A 19,453-nucleotide genomic window follows, 5' to 3' on the forward strand; every position below is an offset into this window, starting at 1 on the left:
TTCTTTTTAAGCAGCTTTGTTTGTTTTAAATTTATCACTAAACCAACCAACAAGTATAATGATAACCATTACTGACCAGAATATTGCTTTCCAGATTGTTGAATGTGGGAAGTCTTCAGGAATTACTCCAAGATCTGGGTGAGCGAGTGTTAATACCGCAAGCTTAATACCTACCCAACCAACAATCGTAAATGCTGCAACTTCAAGTCCTGGCTTTTGGTCTAAAATCTTAACAAACCAGTTCGCGAAGAATCTCATGATGATTACACCCATAAGTCCTCCGACCACCATTACAGTATATTGACCGACGTTAATACCAAAGAAGTCGCCACCAATGTGTGGTAACGCTAAAGCGATTGCAGCTGCTGCTAAAATTGAGTCAATCGCAAATGCGATATCCGCAATTTCTACTTTTAATACTGTCATCCAGAAACCTGAATGCTTTTTCTTCTTCTCTTTTTCTATCAAATCTTCGGTTGAATGATCATTTTTCTTGAAGAAGGCCAGTATGTGACTAATTGAAACGTATAGTAAGTATAGTGCACCAATTGCTTGTACCCACCACCATTGAACGAGCCAAACGAGCATTAATACTGCGACCATACGGAAGACGAACGCACCAAGTAAACCATAAAACAATGCTTTTTGTCTTTGTTTTGGTTCTAAGTGTTTTACCATTACGGCAAGAACGACTGCGTTATCTGCTGCAAGTAATCCTTCTAATACAACGAGTACAATTAAAACCCAACCATATTCTAATAAAATAGCTGTATCCATTTTTTCTCTCCTTTACTTTTACAAACAAAAAGAGACCATGAACAAATAGACGATATGTCTACTTGCTATGGTCTCACTGTACAAAAATTAATTTTGCTCAACACACCGGGATTTTTCCGTCATGACGATATGTTGATAGAAATTCTAGTCGTTACTCCCCATAGAGTACATATTTGCTTGTTAAGAATACTATACTTAATTTTTTGAGACATGTAAAGATTAAAGTAGACTATATAGTTTTACCACCGGATACTTCTCCACAAACCATCTTAGGGCAAACTCGTTCTCAAATAAGAAGACTTTATTTCCAAAACGATCATCTACTAATGTCGAACGAGTCGTACTCATTGCATCTGTGATTGTCTCTTCATTTTCAATCCATCTCGCAATTTTCTTACCAATCGGTTCCATAATGACATCTGTATTGTATTCATTTTTCATTCTGTGCTCAAATACTTCAAACTGTAATTGACCCACTGCACCTAAAATTGGTTGATTCGTGTGAATCGTCTTATAATATTGAATCGCACCTTCTTGAACAAGTTGTTCAATCCCTTTATAGAAGTGCTTCTGTTTCATTACGTTCTTCGCTGAAACTTTCATGAATAATTCAGGCGTGAACTGTGGAAGGTCTACATATTCGATATGTTTACTTGAAGTTAACGTATCTCCAATCTGATACGTTCCTGTATCATAAAGTCCAATGATGTCTCCTGCATATGCATGGTCAAGTGTCTGCGTTGAGTCTGCCATAAACATCGTCGCTCGCGTAATCTTAGATTTCTTACCCGTACGTTGTAACGTCAAGTCCATACCACGTTCAAACTCACCAGATACAATACGCATAAATGCGATTCTATCACGGTGTCTTGGGTCCATATTCGCTTGAATTTTAAAGATAAACCCAGAAAACTCTTTGTCTGTTGGCTCAATAATCTCTCCGTTTTTCGTTTCATTTGCTTTAGGTGACGGTGCAAAATCAACGAATGTATCGAGGAATTCTGCAATACCAAATGATGCGAGTGCGGAACCAAAGAAAACAGGTGTTAAATCACCACGAGCGATCTTTTCTTTATCGAACGGATCTCCCGCTTCTTCTACCAACATGAATTCTTCCATTGCAGTTTGGTAAGCACTATCTTCTTCGATTTTATGCGGTGTTTCAAGTTCATACTCATCGTTGAATTTTAATGGTTCGTCTTCACGATACGGATTGATTTCACGCGTTCTTCTATTTATGATTCCAAAGAAACTTGGTCCCATTCCGACTGGCCATGTCATTGGATATGTTTCAATATCTAATGTTTCTTCGATTTCTTCTAATAGTTCAAATGGTTCTTTACCCATGCGGTCGAGTTTATTAATAAACGTAAATACAGGGATGCCACGCATTTTTGCTACTTTGAATAATTTTAACGTTTGTGGCTCAATACCTTCCGCTGCATCAATTACCATTACCGCACTATCTACTGCCATCAATGTACGATACGTGTCTTCCGAGAAATCTTCGTGCCCTGGTGTATCTAGAATATTGATTTTATACCCATCAAAGTCAAATTGCATCACAGAACTCGTCACAGAAATCCCACGTTCTTGTTCTACTTTCATCCAGTCTGAAGTTGCGAATTTACCTGTCTTACGTCCTTTAACTACACCCGCTTCACGAATGGCACCACCAAAGAGTAGCAAGTTTTCTGTCAGTGTCGTTTTACCTGCGTCCGGGTGAGAGATGATTGCGAACGTCTTTCTTTTTTCTATTTCTTCTTTAAATCCCATTATGTTCTCCTAGTTCTTTTAAAATTCGATCTGCGAATAATTCCGCATCACTTTCGTCCATCACACTAAATAAGTAAGAGACGATTTCCATTTCGTCTCTTTCCTCTAGTTTAAAAGATAAAAACAAGTCTGGTATTGAGACTAGCGTGTCTTTATCTTCTATCATATAAATTTCTGTTTCAATATCGTTATAATCTATATTAAATTTCTTCGTATTCATCACTTTTAAATCTGCGATACGCTGCGTCGAGAACGATAAGGTCGTCTCTGTGCGGCACTTTCACATGTCCTTCCATAATTTGATACGGCTCGCGGCCCTTACCAACGAGTAACAGGGTATCCCCTTCATCAGCAAAATCGACCATGCGTTTAATGGCTTCTTCACGGTCAATGTACGTCTCATAATTTTTATGGGTCATCCCGCGCTCTAGAATATCGATGAGCATGTGTTTATCATCATTACCTGGGTTGTCTACCGTAATAAAAACGTAGTCCGCCATCGAGGCAATACGCCCCATCGCTTCAGCTTTAGAATAGTCACGCTCACCAGTCATTCCGAGCAGTAAAATGAGCTTCTGTTTCTTGAATGGACGAACTGTTTCAACCACTTTTTGAAGTGCATCTGGTGAGTGTGCAAAATCGATTATAAGATCGATAGGCAGCGTCTTGTCTAAAACTTCAAGTCGACCAGACACAGGCTTCATATCTTTTATTGCAGAAATGATTTCGTCAAACTCATATCCTTGAACCCATTCAGAAATAATCGCACAAATTAAATTCGAGATATTATAATCACCAACGAACGGTGAGTGAATGAAAAATTCACCTTCCGGAGTATTGAGCGTAAACTCTGTATATTCAAGCGTACCATTAATATTCGTTGGATAAAAATCTGCATCGCTCGTATTACCAAATGTAATCACTTCGTATGGTGTCATCGTTCTAAATTCGTCTGACCACTCGTCATCGTTATTTAGAATTACATATTTGCGTTTACGAAGATCTTGACCAAGTTGACTAAATAGAAGACCTTTCGTAAATCCATACTCTGTCATCGTTTTGTGGAAATCGAGATGGTCTTGAGAAAGATTCGTAAAAATTGTAATATCAAAGTTCAGTCCGTATGTACGACCAATCTTTAACGCATGTGAAGATACTTCCATTGTGAAGACATCCATCTTTTCATCTTCAGCTTCTTTTAGATTTCTGTGTAAACGTGTCGTCTCTGGTGTTGTATTCGCTGACGGGAAATGCTTTTCTGAAATCATGAATCCATTTGTACCTAAGTATGCAGTCTCTTTCCCCATAGCGAGACTCAAGTTATGAATCATCATAGACACAGTCGTTTTACCATTCGTACCTGTAACGCCAATCATCGTCATCGATTCGTGTGGAAATTCATAGATGTGCTCACTGAATAATGCTGCAACTTTTTCAGGATCCTTTACTTGAAGAAGTCCCACATTATCTGGCAGTTCTCTCGTTCTATCAGACAGAATAAACGTACATCCTTTGTCTATTGCATCATCAATAAAATCAAATCCATCTAAGTTCGCACCTGCAATCGCGACGAATATACTTGTCGCATGCGCTTCTCTAGAGTCGATTGAAATATCTGTCACTGACTCTGGCAATGTGCCGTGCACTTTTTTAATTTTTAATAACGATAATAGTTGTTCTGTTTTCATCTCTCCACCTCATCACTATTACAATTATACCTTTATTTGGTGCATTTATAAACATTCATGAAAAACACTCTTACGTATTGTAAGAGTGATTTATGAATGTGCTTCTTTTTGGGCTTTTTTCGCTTTTTTCTTATCTCGTCTTTTTATCAGAATAATGCTGATTTCATAGAGTAAGATCATTGGTGAAAGTGTAATTAAATGCGTGAATAAGTCAGGCGGCGCAATGAGAGCCGTCACGACGAGTAGTATAAAATACGCATATTTTCTCATATTTTGCATTATCTCTGCATCGAGTAGTCCAATATAATTTAAGAATAAAATCACGACTGGCAACTGGAATATCAAGCCAAATGGAATTGTCGTCATTAGTAAGAAGCTCATGTATTCATCTGCCGTAACAAGTACGTCAAAGTTACGTTCACCCATAGAGATTAAGAAAAAATAACTGATTGGATGGACAATGAAATATCCAAAAGCTACACCAGCAATAAATAGGACTAACATACCGGGTAAACTACTTTTAATGAACATCGTTTCACGTTCGACAAGTCCGGGCTTCATGAATTGCCATAAGAACCAACAGATAAAAGGAATCGATAATCCTAAACTGATTGCCCCAGAAGTCTGTATGTAGAAACGAATGACTTCGAACGGACCGAGTACAACAATATCCGCACCCTTAGACACAAAAGGGAACCACCAAGTCACAGTCGCAAAAACAATGACAAACCAAATAACGATAACAATTGCACTCTTGATGACCACCGCACGTAAATCCATGAGATGCTCAGTCAAGCTCGCCATATTATCTTCTTGCGTAAGCTTTCTGCGTTTCTGTTTGACAATCTCTGTCTCTTTTTCTTCCATAATATTCACCTGAAATCGTGTAATGATATTAACTAGAAAAAATTCACGCGAGTGAATTTTACCGATTGAAGTTGGTTGATTGGTTGTGTGAATGAATTAATTTTTGCGCGAGTGAGTTGTTGCTCACTTGAGCGAGTTTTTGTTTTGTGATTTATTTCACTAAATAACTGCAAATCAATCACTTTATCGATTAAAACATCACGAAAACCCCAACTTATTCTATTATTTAATAATACTATGCATTTTCGATTAAAACAAATGTGTGGGTGAGGCTATACTATGCCAGATTTACATATCAATCTGCTAAACGCGGTCACTAATTGTGTGACATATGATTATTAGGAACTTATCATCACGTGGGTTTCGAGATTTCTTTGTTTAGCATGATATTTAAAATCTAATCAGGACGTGGGTTTCGAGATTTCTTTATTTAGCATGATATTTAAAATCTAATCAGGACGTGGTTTATCTTAACTCAATTTCACAACCTGATTAAGATCTATTCAAGGTGTGGTCTACTCAAGACACAAGTTCCACGACTTGATTAAGGTCTATTCAAGGTGTGGTTTACCCATACAACAACTTCCACGACCTGATTAACGTCTATTCAAGGTGTGGTTTACCCATACAACAACTTCCACGACCTGATTAACGTCTATTCAAGGTGCGGTTTACCCAGACAACAACTTCCGCGACTTGATTAACGTCTATTCAAGGTGCGGTTTACCCATACAACAACTTCCACGACTTGATTAACGTCTATTCAAGGTGCGGTTGGCCCATAGCACAACTTCCACGACTTGATTAAGGTCTATTCAAGGTGTGATTTACCCATACAACAACTTCCACGACTTGATTAACGTCTATTTAAGGTGCGGTTTACCCATACAACAACTTCCACGACCTGATTAACGTCTATTCAAGGTGCGGTTTACCCATACAACAACTTCCACGACTTGATTAACGTCTATTCAAGGTGAGGTTTACCCAGACAACAACTTCCGCGACTTGATTAACGTCTATTCAAGGTGTGATTTACCCATACAACAACTTCCACGACCTGATTAACGTCTATTCAAGGTGTGGTTTACCCATAGCACAACTTCCACGACCTGATTATGTTCGAAACGAAGATATGATAATGTTTCACTAGTAATTTTTTCAAGATTTTTTTATATAATACGAGCTACGCCCTTTTTTGATTAACTCATATCTCGATAAAAGTATTTTAGTTAAAAACTTTCTTGTAATACATCCACCAACCCATTCCAACACCAGCGTCAGGGTCAGCTCCTTATCAGGAAATAGATATTCTAGTTCTGCAACGTTTCGTAGTATGGCGTCATAAAGTTTTTCTCGAACGCCACACATATTGCAATAGATAAACTTCCTGTCTCCAGTGCTTCTGCGCTCCATCTCACCATCACACTTCGCACAGGTTATGCATTTCTTCAAATCTTCGTATTCGTACACGATCTTTTTCTCATATGCAGATGTTTCGAGGCGTAGCGAATTCAATCTCTCAAAAATCTTTTTATGTCGCTCTCCAATTCTACACGGCTTCTGATTTAACTCCGCCACATATCTTCTCGTTTGTGACAAAAACACGATTCGACTATCTACTCGTGCATGATATAGATAAAAACACGGATGCGTATAAATGACTAACGCCACAATTTTCATACGAATATTCTCTCTCATAAATAATTTCTCTAATCTATCAGTCGCTCGAGCCAGTTGTGCCAATGGGTTCGGATATTTCTTCTTGGAATCCACCTTGGTTATGTATTCATCACCCGAAATAAAATCTCCCTCATAATGCTTCACTTCAATCAACAAACACTCATACTCAAACATCACTAAAAAATCGATTTGGCATTCGCTGCCATCAATCTCGAACAAAAAATCTTCCAATACAAACGGCTGAACTTCCAACCTCTCAGACAACACTTTCGACACATACGTTTCCCCTTCATCGCCCGTTCTTTTAAGAAATAATAATTTAGACTCAGAAGTATTGAGTGCCATACGTTTCTTCAAAATTTCTAACTTGTTCAATCCACGGTTCACCTCTGTTTTTATCTTGAGTGAACCACAACGACACCAATAATGCGAGTTGCGATTTGATAGTAGTTGCATCAAATATTTAAATTTCACAAGATAAATACCCACAAAACTTCAGGAACCGCATCAAATTTAAAATCGCGCACCACAATTCAAAAAATTACTCTCTAATCAAAGTTAGAGAGTAATATGATATAACTATTTCTCCAGTCTACCTGGATTTTTATGGTATTTAATTACCCCTTCAGCACAACGGTATGCCAGTGCACCAACTGTTCCTGTTGGGTTGTAGCCTGAGTTGTGCGCAAAGTTTCCTGCTCCAACTACAAATAAGTTATCTGCGTCCCAATGTTGTAACCAGTTATTTACTACTGAAATTTCTGGGTCATCACCCATCACAGTGCCCCCTGTGTTGTGTGTAGATTGGTAAGGAACGATGTCGTAGTCTTTTAGATCTCCACCAACGTCCACATGCTTCGCACCCATCTTTTCTAATACTTCACCAGAACGTTCCGCAAGATACTTCGTACGTAAGCGATCTTGGTCAGTAAAGTTATACGTAAGTTTTACGAGCGGTAATCCATATGCGTCTGTGTAATCTTCATCAATATCTAGATAGTTATCTTTATGTGGACTCGTTGCACATTGTCCGGACACATTGATAGTACGTGTATAGTTTTTGATAGATTCTTCTTTAAACTCTTCTCCCCAATTTTTTGTACCTGCTTTAACTGGGTTTGAGAGAATTGGTCGTGCACCCGTTTGAGTTGTATATAAACTGCCGCCATGAAGAAAGTCTAAATCTGTATGGTCAAACTCGTCTCCGTTGAAGTCATCGAGTGTAATACCTAATGCACCAGCACCCATAAATGTGTTAAATTGCTCGTCAAAGAATCCTGTAGCTCCACCTGTTGTTTGATAGCAATAGTTACGTCCTAATGTACCTTTTTCAGTCTTAGGATCATATTGTTCACCGATATCTGAAATTCTAAGAAGCTTATAGTTATTAAGCATGTAACTTGTAAGTACAACAACATCAGCCGGTTGAATAAACTCTTCTTTCGTTACAGTGTCCACAAACTTAACACCTTTAACTTTGTTATTCCCGTCTTTAATAATTTCAACAACGTTTGCTTCTGTACGAATTGTATAGTTACCTGTTTTTTCAGCAGTAGGTATTACAGTAACTTCTGGACTTGCTTTTGCAGCATACTCACAAGCAAATCTCTCACAGAATGCACAATATTGGCAAGCACCCATTTTTTCTCCATCAGGGTTTGTATATTCTTGAGACATGTTTGCTGAAGGTAACATGTATGGATGATACTTCATTTCTTTAGTTGCTTTTTCAAACATTTTTAAAATTTTAGTTTTTACCATTGGAGGGTTTGGATATTTGTCGCTTCTCTTACCGCCAAGTGGGTTTTCTTCACCGCTAATACCAGCAGTCTTTTCAAATTGGTCGAAATACGGTTCTAATTCATCGTATGTAATGCCCCAATCTTGAAATCTATATCCTTTATCTTCCATTAGTTTTTCTTTACCATATTTTTCTTCTGTCATCGTCTTAATTTCAAAATCATACGGTAAGAATCGATATGTCCAACCATTCCAGTGCGTACCTGCACCACCGACGTGTTCACCAAGTAAAAAGCTACCCATTTGTCGCATAGGTAACGCACGCTGATCTTGATTATTCCTAAATGTAATCGTCTCTTTAGTAACATCCTGCATCAATTCATATCTAAGTGCGTATTTTAATTCATCATGGACGTGTTGATAGTTCTTCGTTCCACGTCTTTTACCACGCTCTAAACTTACAACTTTTAAACCTGCTTTAGCTGCTTCTGCAGCTACGATTCCTCCTGTCCATCCAGCACCAACTGTTACAACATCTACTTTTTCTAATTCTTTAGCCATTTTATTTCACCCTTCTTTACATACCAAAGTTTGGCATTGGATCGATTTCTTGAAATTCATCTGATTCAATTAACTGTAGGTATGAATGTTGATGTCCTGGGAACTGTTTCATCTTCCAGCCCTCCATATTTCTGTTTCCTCTATACACTGGATCTGAGTACACACCTTCTAAAGTCGCCCCACGCAACATCGTAAAGAAGTAAGCGCTCGTTGCAATATTTTTAGGTACCCCTAAGTCCACTTTACCATCCTGGAAATCTTGTAAAATTGCATCCATATCTTTCTCATCTAGTTCATGGAATCCTTTATCGTGTCTATCTTGTGCTTCACTCTTCAACTTGTTAATACCAATTGTAAAGTATTCTGCTCGTGTCAACGGAGACTGATACCCTTGCGTTGGAAGTCCTTCATGGAATGGTCCAACCATATATTCTTTCGTGTTAGACCCCCACTGCCCTGCAAGTTGACCGTCAAGATAATACGCTGCGCCGAGTTCTTTTGCACCTGGACCTACTTTCGACTCTGGGAAAATTCTCTCCATCGCCGCTTCAACGACTATAAAGTCTTCGTCCGTCATAAAGAACACACGCGTTTTATCTGATAAACCCCCGCCAGAACTTTCGTGTCCGTCAGAATGACCATCTGTCTTATTCTGTTCTGCTTGTTCACTCTGATCATCGTTCAGATTAAACCCAATAAACCCACCGAGTAGCGACCCTCCGATGATTCCGCCAGTTGCTGCACCTGTCGTTTTCAAGAAATCACGTCTCGAAAACTGTTTTTCTTCTGACATTTCTGTCACCCCCATAAAGATATCCACGTGTTTGTGGATTATAATTATAAATACCCTATTTACACATAATTATTCAATTTTTTTAAAAAATAACGAAAAATAAAAACTCGAATTTACACCTTTGAATTAGACGGCTATAAGGGATATACTTATTGTAAGAACACTTTTAAAAAAGGGGGCACGAACGATGGGATTTTTTAAAGATTTAACTTGGAACTCTAAACACATGGATCTAAGGTATGTTGAAGACAAACTTTACCGTAAGCCAAAAATTACGAGTGTATACACAGATGACAACAATGTAGACCTTGATTATGCAACGCGTGAATTCGGTGAAGACATTAAAACTGCACAACGTTCAATCGATTCAAATAGAGTAATCATGCTCGTTCTTTATGTTGCGCTAGTATTAATTCCTGCAATCGTTATGACTGTATTGACAGGAAATATTTATGTAGTTGGTGCTGCGATCCTTTATGCAATTATTGTAGTCTTTTTCGTAGAAATGTTTAATCAAGTCACAATCAACCAAATGCTTCAAAAGATTGATGCTAGATTACAAAACAGACACACATAAAAAATGTTGTGATACAAAAGTATCACAACATTTTTATTTTTCCCCAAATTGAATGTGCATTACCAATCGCGATATAAAACTTATCCTTACCCCGTGTGCCTTCAATCCAGTAATGACCTTCACGATATTCTATTTTCTTAAATTTCATTTCAAAACCGATATGAACGCTGCCAATCCTTTCACTTTTCACACTCATGCCTTTACGCATATTAATTGTGGCTGACGAAATAAATGTCCCTTGAATTTTATCTTTTAAAATATTCATATCCTTACAATCAATGCCATTACACACAAAATCACGTTCTTTTAAATATCCATATTTTTGAAACTGAATGTGCAGATGACTCGCCATATTGACGCCATAATAATTTGTGTTCCCCTGAAAGCCAATTGTGTCACCAACAGAAACATGATCTCCTATTTTCACACAAATATTCTCTTTCAAATGACCATATATAACTTGTCGATTTAGCTTTTTATTTGCCACTACAATAGTCGCACCGAAATTACCTTTTACTCTAGTCCCTGCAACAACCACCCCACTCATCACTGCTGGAATCTTCGCGCCATCTGACTTTACGAGATCATATGCACAATGATACCCTCCGCAATAACTATCATAGTTATACCCATTCAACGTGTAATTCCTGAGACCAAAAACTCGAGACGCATACTGATTCGGATTACTCGTCACCTTAAATCCTTGTTGTTTTAAATACTCAATTGGATTCATATTATCCCCTCCAATTGATATATCGTTTGGTATTAAAATAAAGACAAAAAAGAGCAAGAGATTTCTCTCTTACCCTCCTATTTGATTATTCGTTTTTCTGGTACATCTGATGTGAAAGTATCGGATAAGTCACGGCGATATCTCCAGATATTTTGAATGATTGATTTAATTACAGCGTAGGTTGGAATCGCAACTAAGATTCCTATGAATCCTGCAATGTTTCCTGCAGCTAACACGATTGTAATTACTGTAAGTGGATGCATTTGTAATCTGTTACCCATTACGTTTGGTGTAATTACGTGTGATTCTAATTGCTGAGCACCTAAAGTAATGAGTGATACCCATACGAACATCATCGGGTCTTGAATCAGTGCTAAAATACCTGCTGGTAAGAAGGCTACCCATGGACCAACGAATGGTACAACGTTCATAAATAGTGCGAAGATCGCAAGTAATAATGCATAATCGAGTCCAATTGCTAAATAACCAATGTATAATATAATACATAAAATAGATGAAACTAACATTTGACCTTGAATGAATGCACGTAATGTTAAGTCAATGTCTTTAAGTGCATCAAGAAGGAATAGTTTAAGTCTACCTGTGAATGGCATAGTTATCATTGGTACTAGGCGTTCATGATCTTTAAGCATAAAGATATAGAAGAACGGAATAAGTACTAAGGAAATTGCGACAGACACAGTATTCATAATAATCTTGAATGCGTTACTGATAATTCCTGTAAATATTGTAGAACCAAAATTCACAATTTTATCTGTTATTTCTTCAATATTAACTTCGAATGGTAATCTGTCTCTTTGTGCCATCAGTTGATTCACAACGCTTGTTGCCTCACGTTGTAATAGCGGGGCACGAGTCACTAAGTTATGCACCTGTTCTGACACAATCGGAATAACTGAGATCGAAAGTACAGTAACTACAATTACAATCATTAATAGGGATGCAATAATCGATAGCCAACGTGGGCTTTTATGTCGCTCTAAAAATTCTTGAATTGGGATCGTTATATAATATAAGACTGCAGCCAATAAGAGCGGCAAAGCGATAGTTGCAAATATAGTTATAAATGGTTTGAACACGTAATCAACTTTTGTCACCATAAAGATGATTACGAGCGTCATGATTATTGCGACGCCACTTTGAAACCAAACTTTATTCGTCATTCTATTGCCTCCTTTTTTCTTAAATTTTATTATACCACTTTAATTTTTATTCACATAGGTATAAGAGATAGATATAATGAGAGCTAAGAGGTGATTCTTGATGGATAAAACAGAAGGTATTCATGAAAGTACGATCCACTCCGAAATCCTCGGTGAGGAAGTCACATTTCAATATTATATACCTAAAAATTATACAGATCTTTACAAGTACCACACTATTTTCACATTCGATTCTCAAGACTTCTTTAAGTATGGACAAATCGATAGAATTTATGAGCGACTTTACAAAGAAAATAAAATTGAACGCGCAATCATCATAGGTATTCCATACCCGACAGTAGAGTGGCGTAATCATTATTTCCATCCAGAAGGTGATAAGTCTACAGACTTTATGAGATTCGTTACTAAAGAATTTGCACCATTTATGGATAAAAACTTCTCTACTTTTAAGATGGGGAGTTCTAGAATCTTAATGGGGGAAAGTCTCGCAGGAAGCTTTGCACTAAAAACAGCGATTAGTTATCCGAACACGTTCAACAAAGTGTTGGCTTTTTCTCCGATGATTTCGGACACGTTTAAAGATTTTATCTTGGAAAGTCCTGGTATTGAAAAAATAGACTTCTACCATACTATTGGGTTAGATGAAAAACGATTTACGACTATTATGGGTAAAGAAGCGGATTTCTTAACTCCAAACAGAGAGCTAAATGAAGAAATAGAATACACGCCATATCTATACACATATAAGGAATTAGAAGGCGGTCATATCTGGAAAACTTGGAAACCTGAACTTGAACATGCAGTAGAATACTTTATAAAAAAATAAAAATTTTCCCGATGGCTCGGGAAAATTTTTTTATGCCATAATGCTGTATCCACTGTCCACATGTAATACTTCACCAGTAATTCCTGATGCGAAATCAGATAATAGGAATGCTACCGCGTTACCTACTTCTACTTGGTCTACGTTTCTGCGTAATGGCGCACGCTCTTCAATTTCTTTAAGGATTGTTTTGAACTCACCAACAGCTGATGAACTGAGAGTACGAATTGGGCCTGCTGATACTGCGTTTACACGCATACCTTCTTCACCTAATTCAAATGCTAAGTATCTTACTGAAGCTTCAAGTGCTGCTTTAGCTACACCCATAACGTTGTAGTTAGGCATTGCACGTTCTGCACCAAGGTAAGTGAGTGTAACCACTGAACCATTTTCGTTCATATATTTCTTCGCTTCTTTTGTAACAACTGCTAAAGAATATGCAGAGATATCTAAAGCTAGTTTAAATCCGTCACGTGAAGTTTCAGAATATCCACCTTTTAATTCCTCTTTATTTGCAAATGCGATTGCATGTAACACACCATCGAATCCGCCTGTTTTTTCATTAATTTCTTTAAATGCACGTTCAACGTCTTCGTCTTTTGACACATCACATTCCACGATGATATCGTGATCTCCTTCAAGTTCAGATGCAAGCTTTTCAATCTCTTTTGAGAATCTCTCAGAAAGTGATGTGAAAACAATCTTTGCTCCTGCTTTGTCTAATGCTTGTGCAGCACCCCATGCGAGTGAGCGTTTGTTCGCAACACCCATAATGACATACGTTTTACCTTCTAAATTCATGGTAGACCTCCTAGTTTTTAGTACCTACTACTAATTTTAAAGTTCTTACTCATAAAAATCAATTAAAATCATTTAGAAATTAAACAAGAGCACTCATTAAAGCATTTGCTAATGAGAAATAAATGACTAAACTGATAATGTCGTTACTTGTTGTAATAAATGGACCACTTGCTACTGCTGGGTCGATGCCGAGTTTTGCCATACCCATTGGGATAAACGTTCCAGATAATGTTGCGACAGTCATCGCTACAAATAATGACACACTAACAATAACTCCGAGCATTGGTTGTCCGAATAGAATAGAGATAATACCAAATAATAGTACCCCACAGACAAGCCCCGTGATCATTCCAGTAAAAATATCTTTAAGTGCGAGTTTAATAAGACTCTGGTCTTTTATCTCACCTGTAGAAAGTCCACGTACCGCTACTGCAAGACTTTGCGTTCCAGCGTTACCTGCCATCCCACCGATGATTGGAATGAACGCTCCGAGAATTGCTACTTTTTGTAGTGTTTCTTCAAATGTTGAAAGCATCGTTGCAGTAATCATACCCATGAACGTAAGTCCAATGAGCCATGGTAGACGCTTCTTCGCACTTTGTAGTGCATTTCCGTCTTGCGGAGAACCTTCTTCACTCATCCCAGCAAGTTTATAGTAGTCTTCTTCCGCTTCTTCGTGTATAACGTCCATAATGTCGTCCGCTGTGATGATACCGACTAAATGATTTTGAAAATCCACAACCGGTACAGCTAGGAAATCGTAATCACGCACAATGTTTGCAACTTCTTCTTGGTCATCAGAAACACGTACAGAAATTACGCGTTCTTTCATGATGTCACCAATATATGCATCATCTTCTGCAACAATTAAATCACGAAGAGAGATAATACCTACAAGTTTGTTTCTTGGATCTGTGACAAATAGATAATAAATCGTCTCTGAATTTGGCGCTACTTTTTTTAAGTGCTCCATTGCTTGACGGACGGTCATTTCGCTATCAATAGATACAAATTCCGTCGTCATGATACCGCCAGCGGTATCTTCTTCATAATCCATAAGTGAACGAATTTCTTCGCGATCTTCACGGTTCATGAGCGGTAAGTACGTCGCAGCCATTTCTTTTGGAAGTTCATTTAAAATGTCTACTGCGTTGTCATACTGCATGAGCCCTACAACTTGAGCTGCATAACGTGCGTCCATTTCACTGAAGAGTTCTTCATATTCATCTGGTTCTAATTCGAAGCTATCGAAGAAGTCTGAGACTTCTTTTGGTGATAAGAAATGATAGAGTTTCTCTCTTTCACCTTCAGTTAATGTCAGGAAGAATTCACTTTGCTCATAAGTATGGAGGTCAAGGAACGCTTCTCTAAACATGTCATATTCGTTATTATTTAATAAATTTCTCATCTCAAGAAACACGACTTCAAAGTCGATATCTTGATGTGATTCAATTTCTTTACTATTGTTAGTTTCCATGACTTCCCCCTATTTTAGTTAGAAATAAATGATTCTCTGACACGTTGCCAAAACGGAAATGGTCTAAATCGTGCAAATCGAATTGTATCTTTTGCGACGCGATATTCAATTTCCTCGATTCCATCAATTTCAAAATGTAAATGGTCTACAGTGACTGCATGCGGAGCTTCTGTAGTCGTTGTGATACGTACAAAATGTGTATCTGGAAATACCATAGGTGATCCCACAGTTCTGAAAACACGATTATTTAAAGACGCGATTTCTGTCAGTTGCATCGCTCTAAACGATGGATGAATAATTGCTCCACCTAGCGACTTATTATATGCTGTTGACCCAGATGGTGTTGATATACAAATTCCGTCTCCACGAAACCTCTCGAATAATCCTTTTCTTAAGCTAACGTCGATGACTAACGTCGTTCCACGCGGCATTTTTAAAGTAGATTCATTTAATGATAGAAATTCATGTGTTTTATCTGCACATATTACTTTCGTTTCAACGAGTGGATATTCGATTACGTCAAAATTCTCTTTGATAATCAAATCGATTAATTCATCGACTTCTTCAGGATTCCAATCTGCATAGAATCCAAGGTGACCAGTATGTACACCAACAAAGCACGTCTCTTTTAGGCGATGCTGATATTTATGAAAGGCACTGAGTAACGTGCCGTCACCACCGATTGATATCACAAGTTCTGGACTTTCCTCATTTAAAGCCATACCCGCATCTATGAGTCGTTCGATCATCTTTTTTTGTAATTCTGATGAAATCTCGTCTCTTCTAGATATGATTTGAAAGTGCATACTGTACCTCCTCTATAGATTACGCTTCTTAGAAAAGAACTTTTGTGCTTCTTGAACTTCTTCTCTAATTAATGACATCTCTTGATCGAGTTTATTCGCCGCTTCAGCAGCTGTCTGCAATCTCTCTTTAATTTCTTCTGGATATTCTCCAGAATATTTATAGTTCAATGTGTGCTCTATTGTCGCCCAGAAGTTCATTGCTAGGGTGCGGACTTGAATTTCAGCTAAGATCTTCACTTGCCCGTCAATGTCTTCAACTGGATATTCGATAATGATGTGATAAGAACGATAACCGCTTTCTTTTGTGTTTGTAATATAATCTCGTTCTTCAACAATTCGCATATCTTTTCTTTTTTTGATTTGATCTCGAATAATTTCAATATCATCAACGAACTGGCACATGATTCTGACACCAGCGATGTCATACATACCTTCTCTTAAGTTATCGTATGAGATATTATTTTTACTCGCTTTCTCGATGATACTTTGCACAGGTTTGACACGTGCTGTTACGAATTCAATGGGCGATGACATACGATTGATTTGGTAATCTTTTCGGATCCCTTTTAATTTTATCTTTAATTCTTCGACGGCTTGTCTGTATGGTGATAAAAAAACATCCCATTCATCCATATTAATGCCTCCTATGCCTTAAACGTTTCTACCACTTTCGCTTCAAACTCTTTACCATAGTTGTTGTTGCCTTCGATGTTTGAAATTAAATAGTTAAGTTCGTCATAAAAATCGCTGAGTTCTAAGGTTTCGTTTAAAACTATTTTTTGATTTCTATATCTCTCTAACATTTCCCAAGTCTCACTTACAAAATGGAGTCTCACATAATCGACACCGTTATCTAAAAGATAAATAAATGAGAAATCATCTGAGTCAACAATCATTTGACTCAATGCAGTACAGTTTTCAACGTCTGCCTCTGTAAATACATTTAATACTTCATTTTCAAATTTCATTTCAGTAACATAAATATCCATTTTTTTCACTCCTACCGACATATATTTTACCATATATTTACTCGTATCCCATATTAAATCTGATTGCTTTACAGGTAAAGATTAAATACGCATAATAATGATTGAGGTGTAAGATATGATAGAGACTGAAATTGAATTTAAAAATTTAATTACGAGTAACCAATTCAAACAAATTAGAGATTCCCTTTTTATTGACATTACTCCCTTTTATCAAACAAACTTCTATATTGACACAGAGGACTTACAAATTAGAAAAAATATTTTGATGCTGCGCATCAGGGAACTTGAAGATCGTTTTGTACTTACATTAAAAGTTCCAAACGAAGCACATGTAATTACTGAATATCATCAAATTTTGGATGAATCAGTGCTCGAGAAAACAAATATCGATGAATCTGACCTCGGAGCTGATATAATAAATGTTCTAAAGGAAAGAAATATTGATACGAATACTTTAAAAATCCAAGGGCAATTAGAGACAATCCGCTATGAACGCACATATAAAAATGGTTTATTAGTGCTGGATGAGAGCCAATACTTCGGTGAAACTGATTATGAGCTAGAATTTGAGGCAAAAAATGTGAGTGATGGTAAAGTAGTATTTAATGAGATTCTTGACCACTATGATATTCAGAGAACTGAAGAAGTTGTTAAGAGCGAACGTTTTTATAGGAAGTTAGTAGAAAGGAAAGATGGGTAAATTGGTATCAGTTTATGAGACTATTGGACAGGAAAAGCTTTATGAAATGATTGATGTTTTTTATCAGCATGTTCAAAAAGATGATCGTATTAACTTCCTGTTTCCGGGAGACTGGGAAGATACAGCATATAAGCAAAAGTTGTTTCAAACACAGTTTTTAGGTGGACCAAATTTATATAATGAAACATTTGGCCATCCGATGATGCGTGCTAGACATATGCCATTTAGAATTACGGAAGAATCAAGAGACGCTTGGCTCGATAATATGAGAAAAGCAATGAATGATGTTGGACTAAATAGTGACCTTAGTGAACACCTACTTGCTCGATATACTTTAACAGCCAATCATATGGTCAATACTTTTGAACAATAATGGTTAAATTTCATGAGGTGACATACAGTGAGTAAATCAAATATTATTCCTCTCTTTATAGATCCTGTAGATTATAGGGTAGAGGCGTTTTATTTTTTCGATCCATTTCAAGAGACATCGCTTGAAATGGAGGCTATTATAAATAAGTTATTACTTGAATATAAGGGACACTTGCATATTACAAAAGTACTTGCACCATCTTTGAAAGTACTGACAAAATGCCAGGCTCAATCGACTTCCAACCAAGATAATATTGCACTTGCGTACAAAGCAGCAGAAGTACAAGGTCGCATGAAAGCTCGTAAATTCATGAGATTTTTATTTAATCGAATCACACCAGTGAATGGCCTCTGTACAAGTGAGATGATAGAAGAATGTGCAGAACTTTCAGGTCTCGATATGAGCGCATTCAAAGAAGAAGTTGGCAGCGAAAATTTACACATTCTTTTAAAGCGTGACCTAGCACTTTATCGTGAATTAGAAATAGAAGAACACCCTACTTTCGTATTCTTTAGTGGAGACGTGAAGGAAGACGGCTTGAAAGTAGAAGGTATATACGACTATTATGTGTACGCACATATCATTCATGAAATGCTTGGCATAGATGTGAAGAAAAAAGCATTACCAAACATAAAAGACTACATCATGAAAAATGAACTCGTGAGCTTTAGAGAATTGAAGACAATATACGATTGGCGAGAAGGCGTGTTACTCAATGAACTCAGAAGACTCGAATTCGAACATGTGATCAATCGAGTCAAACTCGTCGACACAGAATATTACAAAATAGCCAAAACAGAATAGATGTTAGATGAATCCAACAATGTAGTTGATTAGAAGCTGCATTGTTGGATTTTTTATTTGGTTTGTAAAATTTTACATCTTTAAGTAGAGTAAGATTCCATTTTACAACTGCTATGAATTTCGAGAGATTAGTCGTTAACCCCTCTCTTTCGAGGTACTAAACCTCATTTTTCTCACAAAAAAAGAGCACACCTTCTATAGTGTACTCCTTACAAAGGGGATGGGAGAAACTTTACTTCACTGTTAACAAAAGGGGTATGTTTTTCAGTGAATTATTTTTCCATGAATTAAATATAGCACG

20 protein-coding genes are annotated in these 19,453 nt (G+C 37.2%); 5 read left to right on the forward strand and 15 right to left on the reverse strand.

The window, feature by feature from the left end; translation table 11 throughout:
• Positions 1–6: 6 nt before the first annotated feature.
• The 8 genes from IEU51_RS03730 to IEU51_RS03765 all read right to left on the reverse strand — a co-directional run bounded on the left by IEU51_RS03730 (position 7) and on the right by IEU51_RS03765 (position 9,885).
• Positions 7–777, reverse strand: a complete 771-nt coding sequence (locus tag IEU51_RS03730; protein ID WP_186085589.1) for a TerC family protein — start codon at positions 775–777, stop codon at positions 7–9.
• A 219-nt stretch (positions 778–996) separates the two neighbouring features.
• Positions 997–2,553, reverse strand: a complete 1,557-nt coding sequence (locus IEU51_RS03735) for a peptide chain release factor 3 (RefSeq protein ID WP_186085586.1) — start codon at positions 2,551–2,553, stop codon at positions 997–999.
• A complete protein-coding gene (locus tag IEU51_RS03740) occupies positions 2,543–2,773 on the reverse strand; it encodes a YueH family protein (RefSeq protein ID WP_186085584.1) in 231 nt (76 codons plus the stop codon). The genes IEU51_RS03735 and IEU51_RS03740 overlap by 11 nt, the downstream gene beginning before the upstream one ends.
• Entirely contained in the window at positions 2,754–4,241 is a 1,488-nt protein-coding gene (locus tag IEU51_RS03745; RefSeq protein ID WP_186085581.1) for a UDP-N-acetylmuramoyl-L-alanyl-D-glutamate--2,6-diaminopimelate ligase, read from the reverse strand. Before IEU51_RS03745 ends, IEU51_RS03740 begins: the two co-directional genes overlap by 20 nt.
• A 90-nt stretch (positions 4,242–4,331) precedes the next feature.
• Positions 4,332–5,108 (reverse strand): twin-arginine translocase subunit TatC, encoded by a 777-nt coding sequence (tatC, locus tag IEU51_RS03750; RefSeq protein WP_186085578.1) that lies wholly within the window; start codon positions 5,106–5,108, stop codon positions 4,332–4,334.
• Between the two features lie 1,161 nt (positions 5,109–6,269).
• Positions 6,270–7,166, reverse strand: a complete 897-nt coding sequence (locus tag IEU51_RS03755; RefSeq protein ID WP_186085575.1) for a nuclease-related domain-containing protein — start codon at positions 7,164–7,166, stop codon at positions 6,270–6,272.
• A gap of 204 nt (positions 7,167–7,370) precedes the next feature.
• Positions 7,371–9,092, reverse strand: a complete 1,722-nt coding sequence (locus IEU51_RS03760) for a GMC family oxidoreductase (protein ID WP_186085572.1) — start codon at positions 9,090–9,092, stop codon at positions 7,371–7,373.
• 16 nt (positions 9,093–9,108) lie between these two features.
• Positions 9,109–9,885, reverse strand: coding sequence for a gluconate 2-dehydrogenase subunit 3 family protein (locus tag IEU51_RS03765; protein ID WP_186085569.1), 777 nt, complete (start codon positions 9,883–9,885; stop codon positions 9,109–9,111).
• 187 nt (positions 9,886–10,072) lie between these two features.
• Between IEU51_RS03765 and IEU51_RS03770 the strand changes: the two genes are divergently transcribed.
• Positions 10,073–10,462, forward strand: a complete 390-nt coding sequence (locus IEU51_RS03770) for a hypothetical protein (protein WP_186085566.1) — start codon at positions 10,073–10,075, stop codon at positions 10,460–10,462.
• Between the two features lie 22 nt (positions 10,463–10,484).
• Here IEU51_RS03770 and IEU51_RS03775 read toward each other — a convergent pair whose 3' ends face one another.
• On the reverse strand, positions 10,485–11,195 hold the full coding sequence (locus IEU51_RS03775; RefSeq protein ID WP_186085563.1) for a M23 family metallopeptidase: 711 nt from the start codon (positions 11,193–11,195) through the stop codon (positions 10,485–10,487).
• 77 nt (positions 11,196–11,272) lie between these two features.
• Positions 11,273–12,379, reverse strand: a complete 1,107-nt coding sequence (locus IEU51_RS03780; RefSeq protein WP_186085560.1) for an AI-2E family transporter — start codon at positions 12,377–12,379, stop codon at positions 11,273–11,275.
• Positions 12,380–12,479: 100 nt separating this feature from the next.
• Between IEU51_RS03780 and IEU51_RS03785 the strand changes: the two genes are divergently transcribed.
• Complete coding sequence (locus IEU51_RS03785) at positions 12,480–13,205, forward strand: alpha/beta hydrolase (RefSeq protein WP_186085558.1); 726 nt, start codon at positions 12,480–12,482, stop codon at positions 13,203–13,205.
• A 30-nt stretch (positions 13,206–13,235) separates the two neighbouring features.
• Here the strand turns inward: IEU51_RS03785 and fabI are convergent, their stop codons facing one another.
• The 5 genes from fabI to IEU51_RS03810 all read right to left on the reverse strand — a co-directional run bounded on the left by fabI (position 13,236) and on the right by IEU51_RS03810 (position 17,275).
• Positions 13,236–14,003 carry an enoyl-ACP reductase FabI gene (fabI, locus tag IEU51_RS03790; RefSeq protein ID WP_186085555.1) on the reverse strand — a complete coding sequence of 256 codons (768 nt, stop codon included), beginning with the start codon at positions 14,001–14,003 and terminating at the stop codon, positions 13,236–13,238.
• A gap of 79 nt (positions 14,004–14,082) precedes the next feature.
• A complete protein-coding gene (gene mgtE / locus IEU51_RS03795; RefSeq protein WP_186085552.1) occupies positions 14,083–15,480 on the reverse strand; it encodes a magnesium transporter in 1,398 nt (465 codons plus the stop codon).
• A 14-nt stretch (positions 15,481–15,494) separates the two neighbouring features.
• A complete protein-coding gene (locus tag IEU51_RS03800) occupies positions 15,495–16,286 on the reverse strand; it encodes an NAD kinase (RefSeq protein WP_186085549.1) in 792 nt (263 codons plus the stop codon).
• A gap of 12 nt (positions 16,287–16,298) precedes the next feature.
• Positions 16,299–16,919: a GTP pyrophosphokinase gene (locus IEU51_RS03805; RefSeq protein ID WP_186085546.1), complete on the reverse strand. Its 621-nt coding sequence runs from the start codon at positions 16,917–16,919 to the stop codon at positions 16,299–16,301.
• Between the two features lie 11 nt (positions 16,920–16,930).
• A complete protein-coding gene (locus IEU51_RS03810; protein ID WP_186085543.1) occupies positions 16,931–17,275 on the reverse strand; it encodes a UPF0738 family protein in 345 nt (114 codons plus the stop codon).
• 115 nt (positions 17,276–17,390) lie between these two features.
• Here IEU51_RS03810 and IEU51_RS03815 point away from each other — a divergent pair, with 115 nt between their 5' ends.
• The 3 genes from IEU51_RS03815 to IEU51_RS03825 are packed head-to-tail and all read left to right on the forward strand — an operon-like array spanning position 17,391 to position 19,152.
• Positions 17,391–17,975: a CYTH domain-containing protein gene (locus IEU51_RS03815; RefSeq protein WP_186085540.1), complete on the forward strand. Its 585-nt coding sequence runs from the start codon at positions 17,391–17,393 to the stop codon at positions 17,973–17,975.
• Positions 17,968–18,348 carry a globin domain-containing protein gene (locus tag IEU51_RS03820; protein ID WP_186085537.1) on the forward strand — a complete coding sequence of 127 codons (381 nt, stop codon included), beginning with the start codon at positions 17,968–17,970 and terminating at the stop codon, positions 18,346–18,348. Before IEU51_RS03815 ends, IEU51_RS03820 begins: the two co-directional genes overlap by 8 nt.
• A 27-nt stretch (positions 18,349–18,375) precedes the next feature.
• Positions 18,376–19,152: a DsbA family protein gene (locus IEU51_RS03825; protein ID WP_186085534.1), complete on the forward strand. Its 777-nt coding sequence runs from the start codon at positions 18,376–18,378 to the stop codon at positions 19,150–19,152.
• The last annotated feature ends 301 nt before the right edge of the window (positions 19,153–19,453 follow it).

It is taken from the genome of Phocicoccus schoeneichii (assembly GCF_014635565.1).
GTDB lineage: Bacteria > Bacillota > Bacilli > Staphylococcales > Salinicoccaceae > Phocicoccus > Phocicoccus schoeneichii.

Coding starts and splice junctions, on each gene's coding strand:
- IEU51_RS03775 (WP_186085563.1), bottom strand. CDS start 11,195: ATGAATCCAATTGAGTATTTAAAACAACAAGGATTTAAGGTGACGAGT.
- IEU51_RS03730 (WP_186085589.1), bottom strand. CDS start 777: ATGGATACAGCTATTTTATTAGAATATGGTTGGGTTTTAATTGTACTC.
- mgtE (WP_186085552.1), bottom strand. CDS start 15,480: ATGGAAACTAACAATAGTAAAGAAATTGAATCACATCAAGATATCGAC.
- IEU51_RS03745 (WP_186085581.1), bottom strand. CDS start 4,241: ATGAAAACAGAACAACTATTATCGTTATTAAAAATTAAAAAAGTGCAC.
- IEU51_RS03805 (WP_186085546.1), bottom strand. CDS start 16,919: ATGGATGAATGGGATGTTTTTTTATCACCATACAGACAAGCCGTCGAA.
- IEU51_RS03740 (WP_186085584.1), bottom strand. CDS start 2,773: ATGAATACGAAGAAATTTAATATAGATTATAACGATATTGAAACAGAA.
- IEU51_RS03760 (WP_186085572.1), bottom strand. CDS start 9,092: ATGGCTAAAGAATTAGAAAAAGTAGATGTTGTAACAGTTGGTGCTGGA.
- IEU51_RS03810 (WP_186085543.1), bottom strand. CDS start 17,275: ATGGATATTTATGTTACTGAAATGAAATTTGAAAATGAAGTATTAAAT.
- tatC (WP_186085578.1), bottom strand. CDS start 5,108: ATGGAAGAAAAAGAGACAGAGATTGTCAAACAGAAACGCAGAAAGCTT.
- IEU51_RS03820 (WP_186085537.1), top strand. CDS start 17,968: ATGGGTAAATTGGTATCAGTTTATGAGACTATTGGACAGGAAAAGCTT.
- IEU51_RS03815 (WP_186085540.1), top strand. CDS start 17,391: ATGATAGAGACTGAAATTGAATTTAAAAATTTAATTACGAGTAACCAA.
- IEU51_RS03800 (WP_186085549.1), bottom strand. CDS start 16,286: ATGCACTTTCAAATCATATCTAGAAGAGACGAGATTTCATCAGAATTA.
- IEU51_RS03785 (WP_186085558.1), top strand. CDS start 12,480: ATGGATAAAACAGAAGGTATTCATGAAAGTACGATCCACTCCGAAATC.
- fabI (WP_186085555.1), bottom strand. CDS start 14,003: ATGAATTTAGAAGGTAAAACGTATGTCATTATGGGTGTTGCGAACAAA.
- IEU51_RS03765 (WP_186085569.1), bottom strand. CDS start 9,885: ATGTCAGAAGAAAAACAGTTTTCGAGACGTGATTTCTTGAAAACGACA.
- IEU51_RS03770 (WP_186085566.1), top strand. CDS start 10,073: ATGGGATTTTTTAAAGATTTAACTTGGAACTCTAAACACATGGATCTA.
- IEU51_RS03735 (WP_186085586.1), bottom strand. CDS start 2,553: ATGGGATTTAAAGAAGAAATAGAAAAAAGAAAGACGTTCGCAATCATC.
- IEU51_RS03780 (WP_186085560.1), bottom strand. CDS start 12,379: ATGACGAATAAAGTTTGGTTTCAAAGTGGCGTCGCAATAATCATGACG.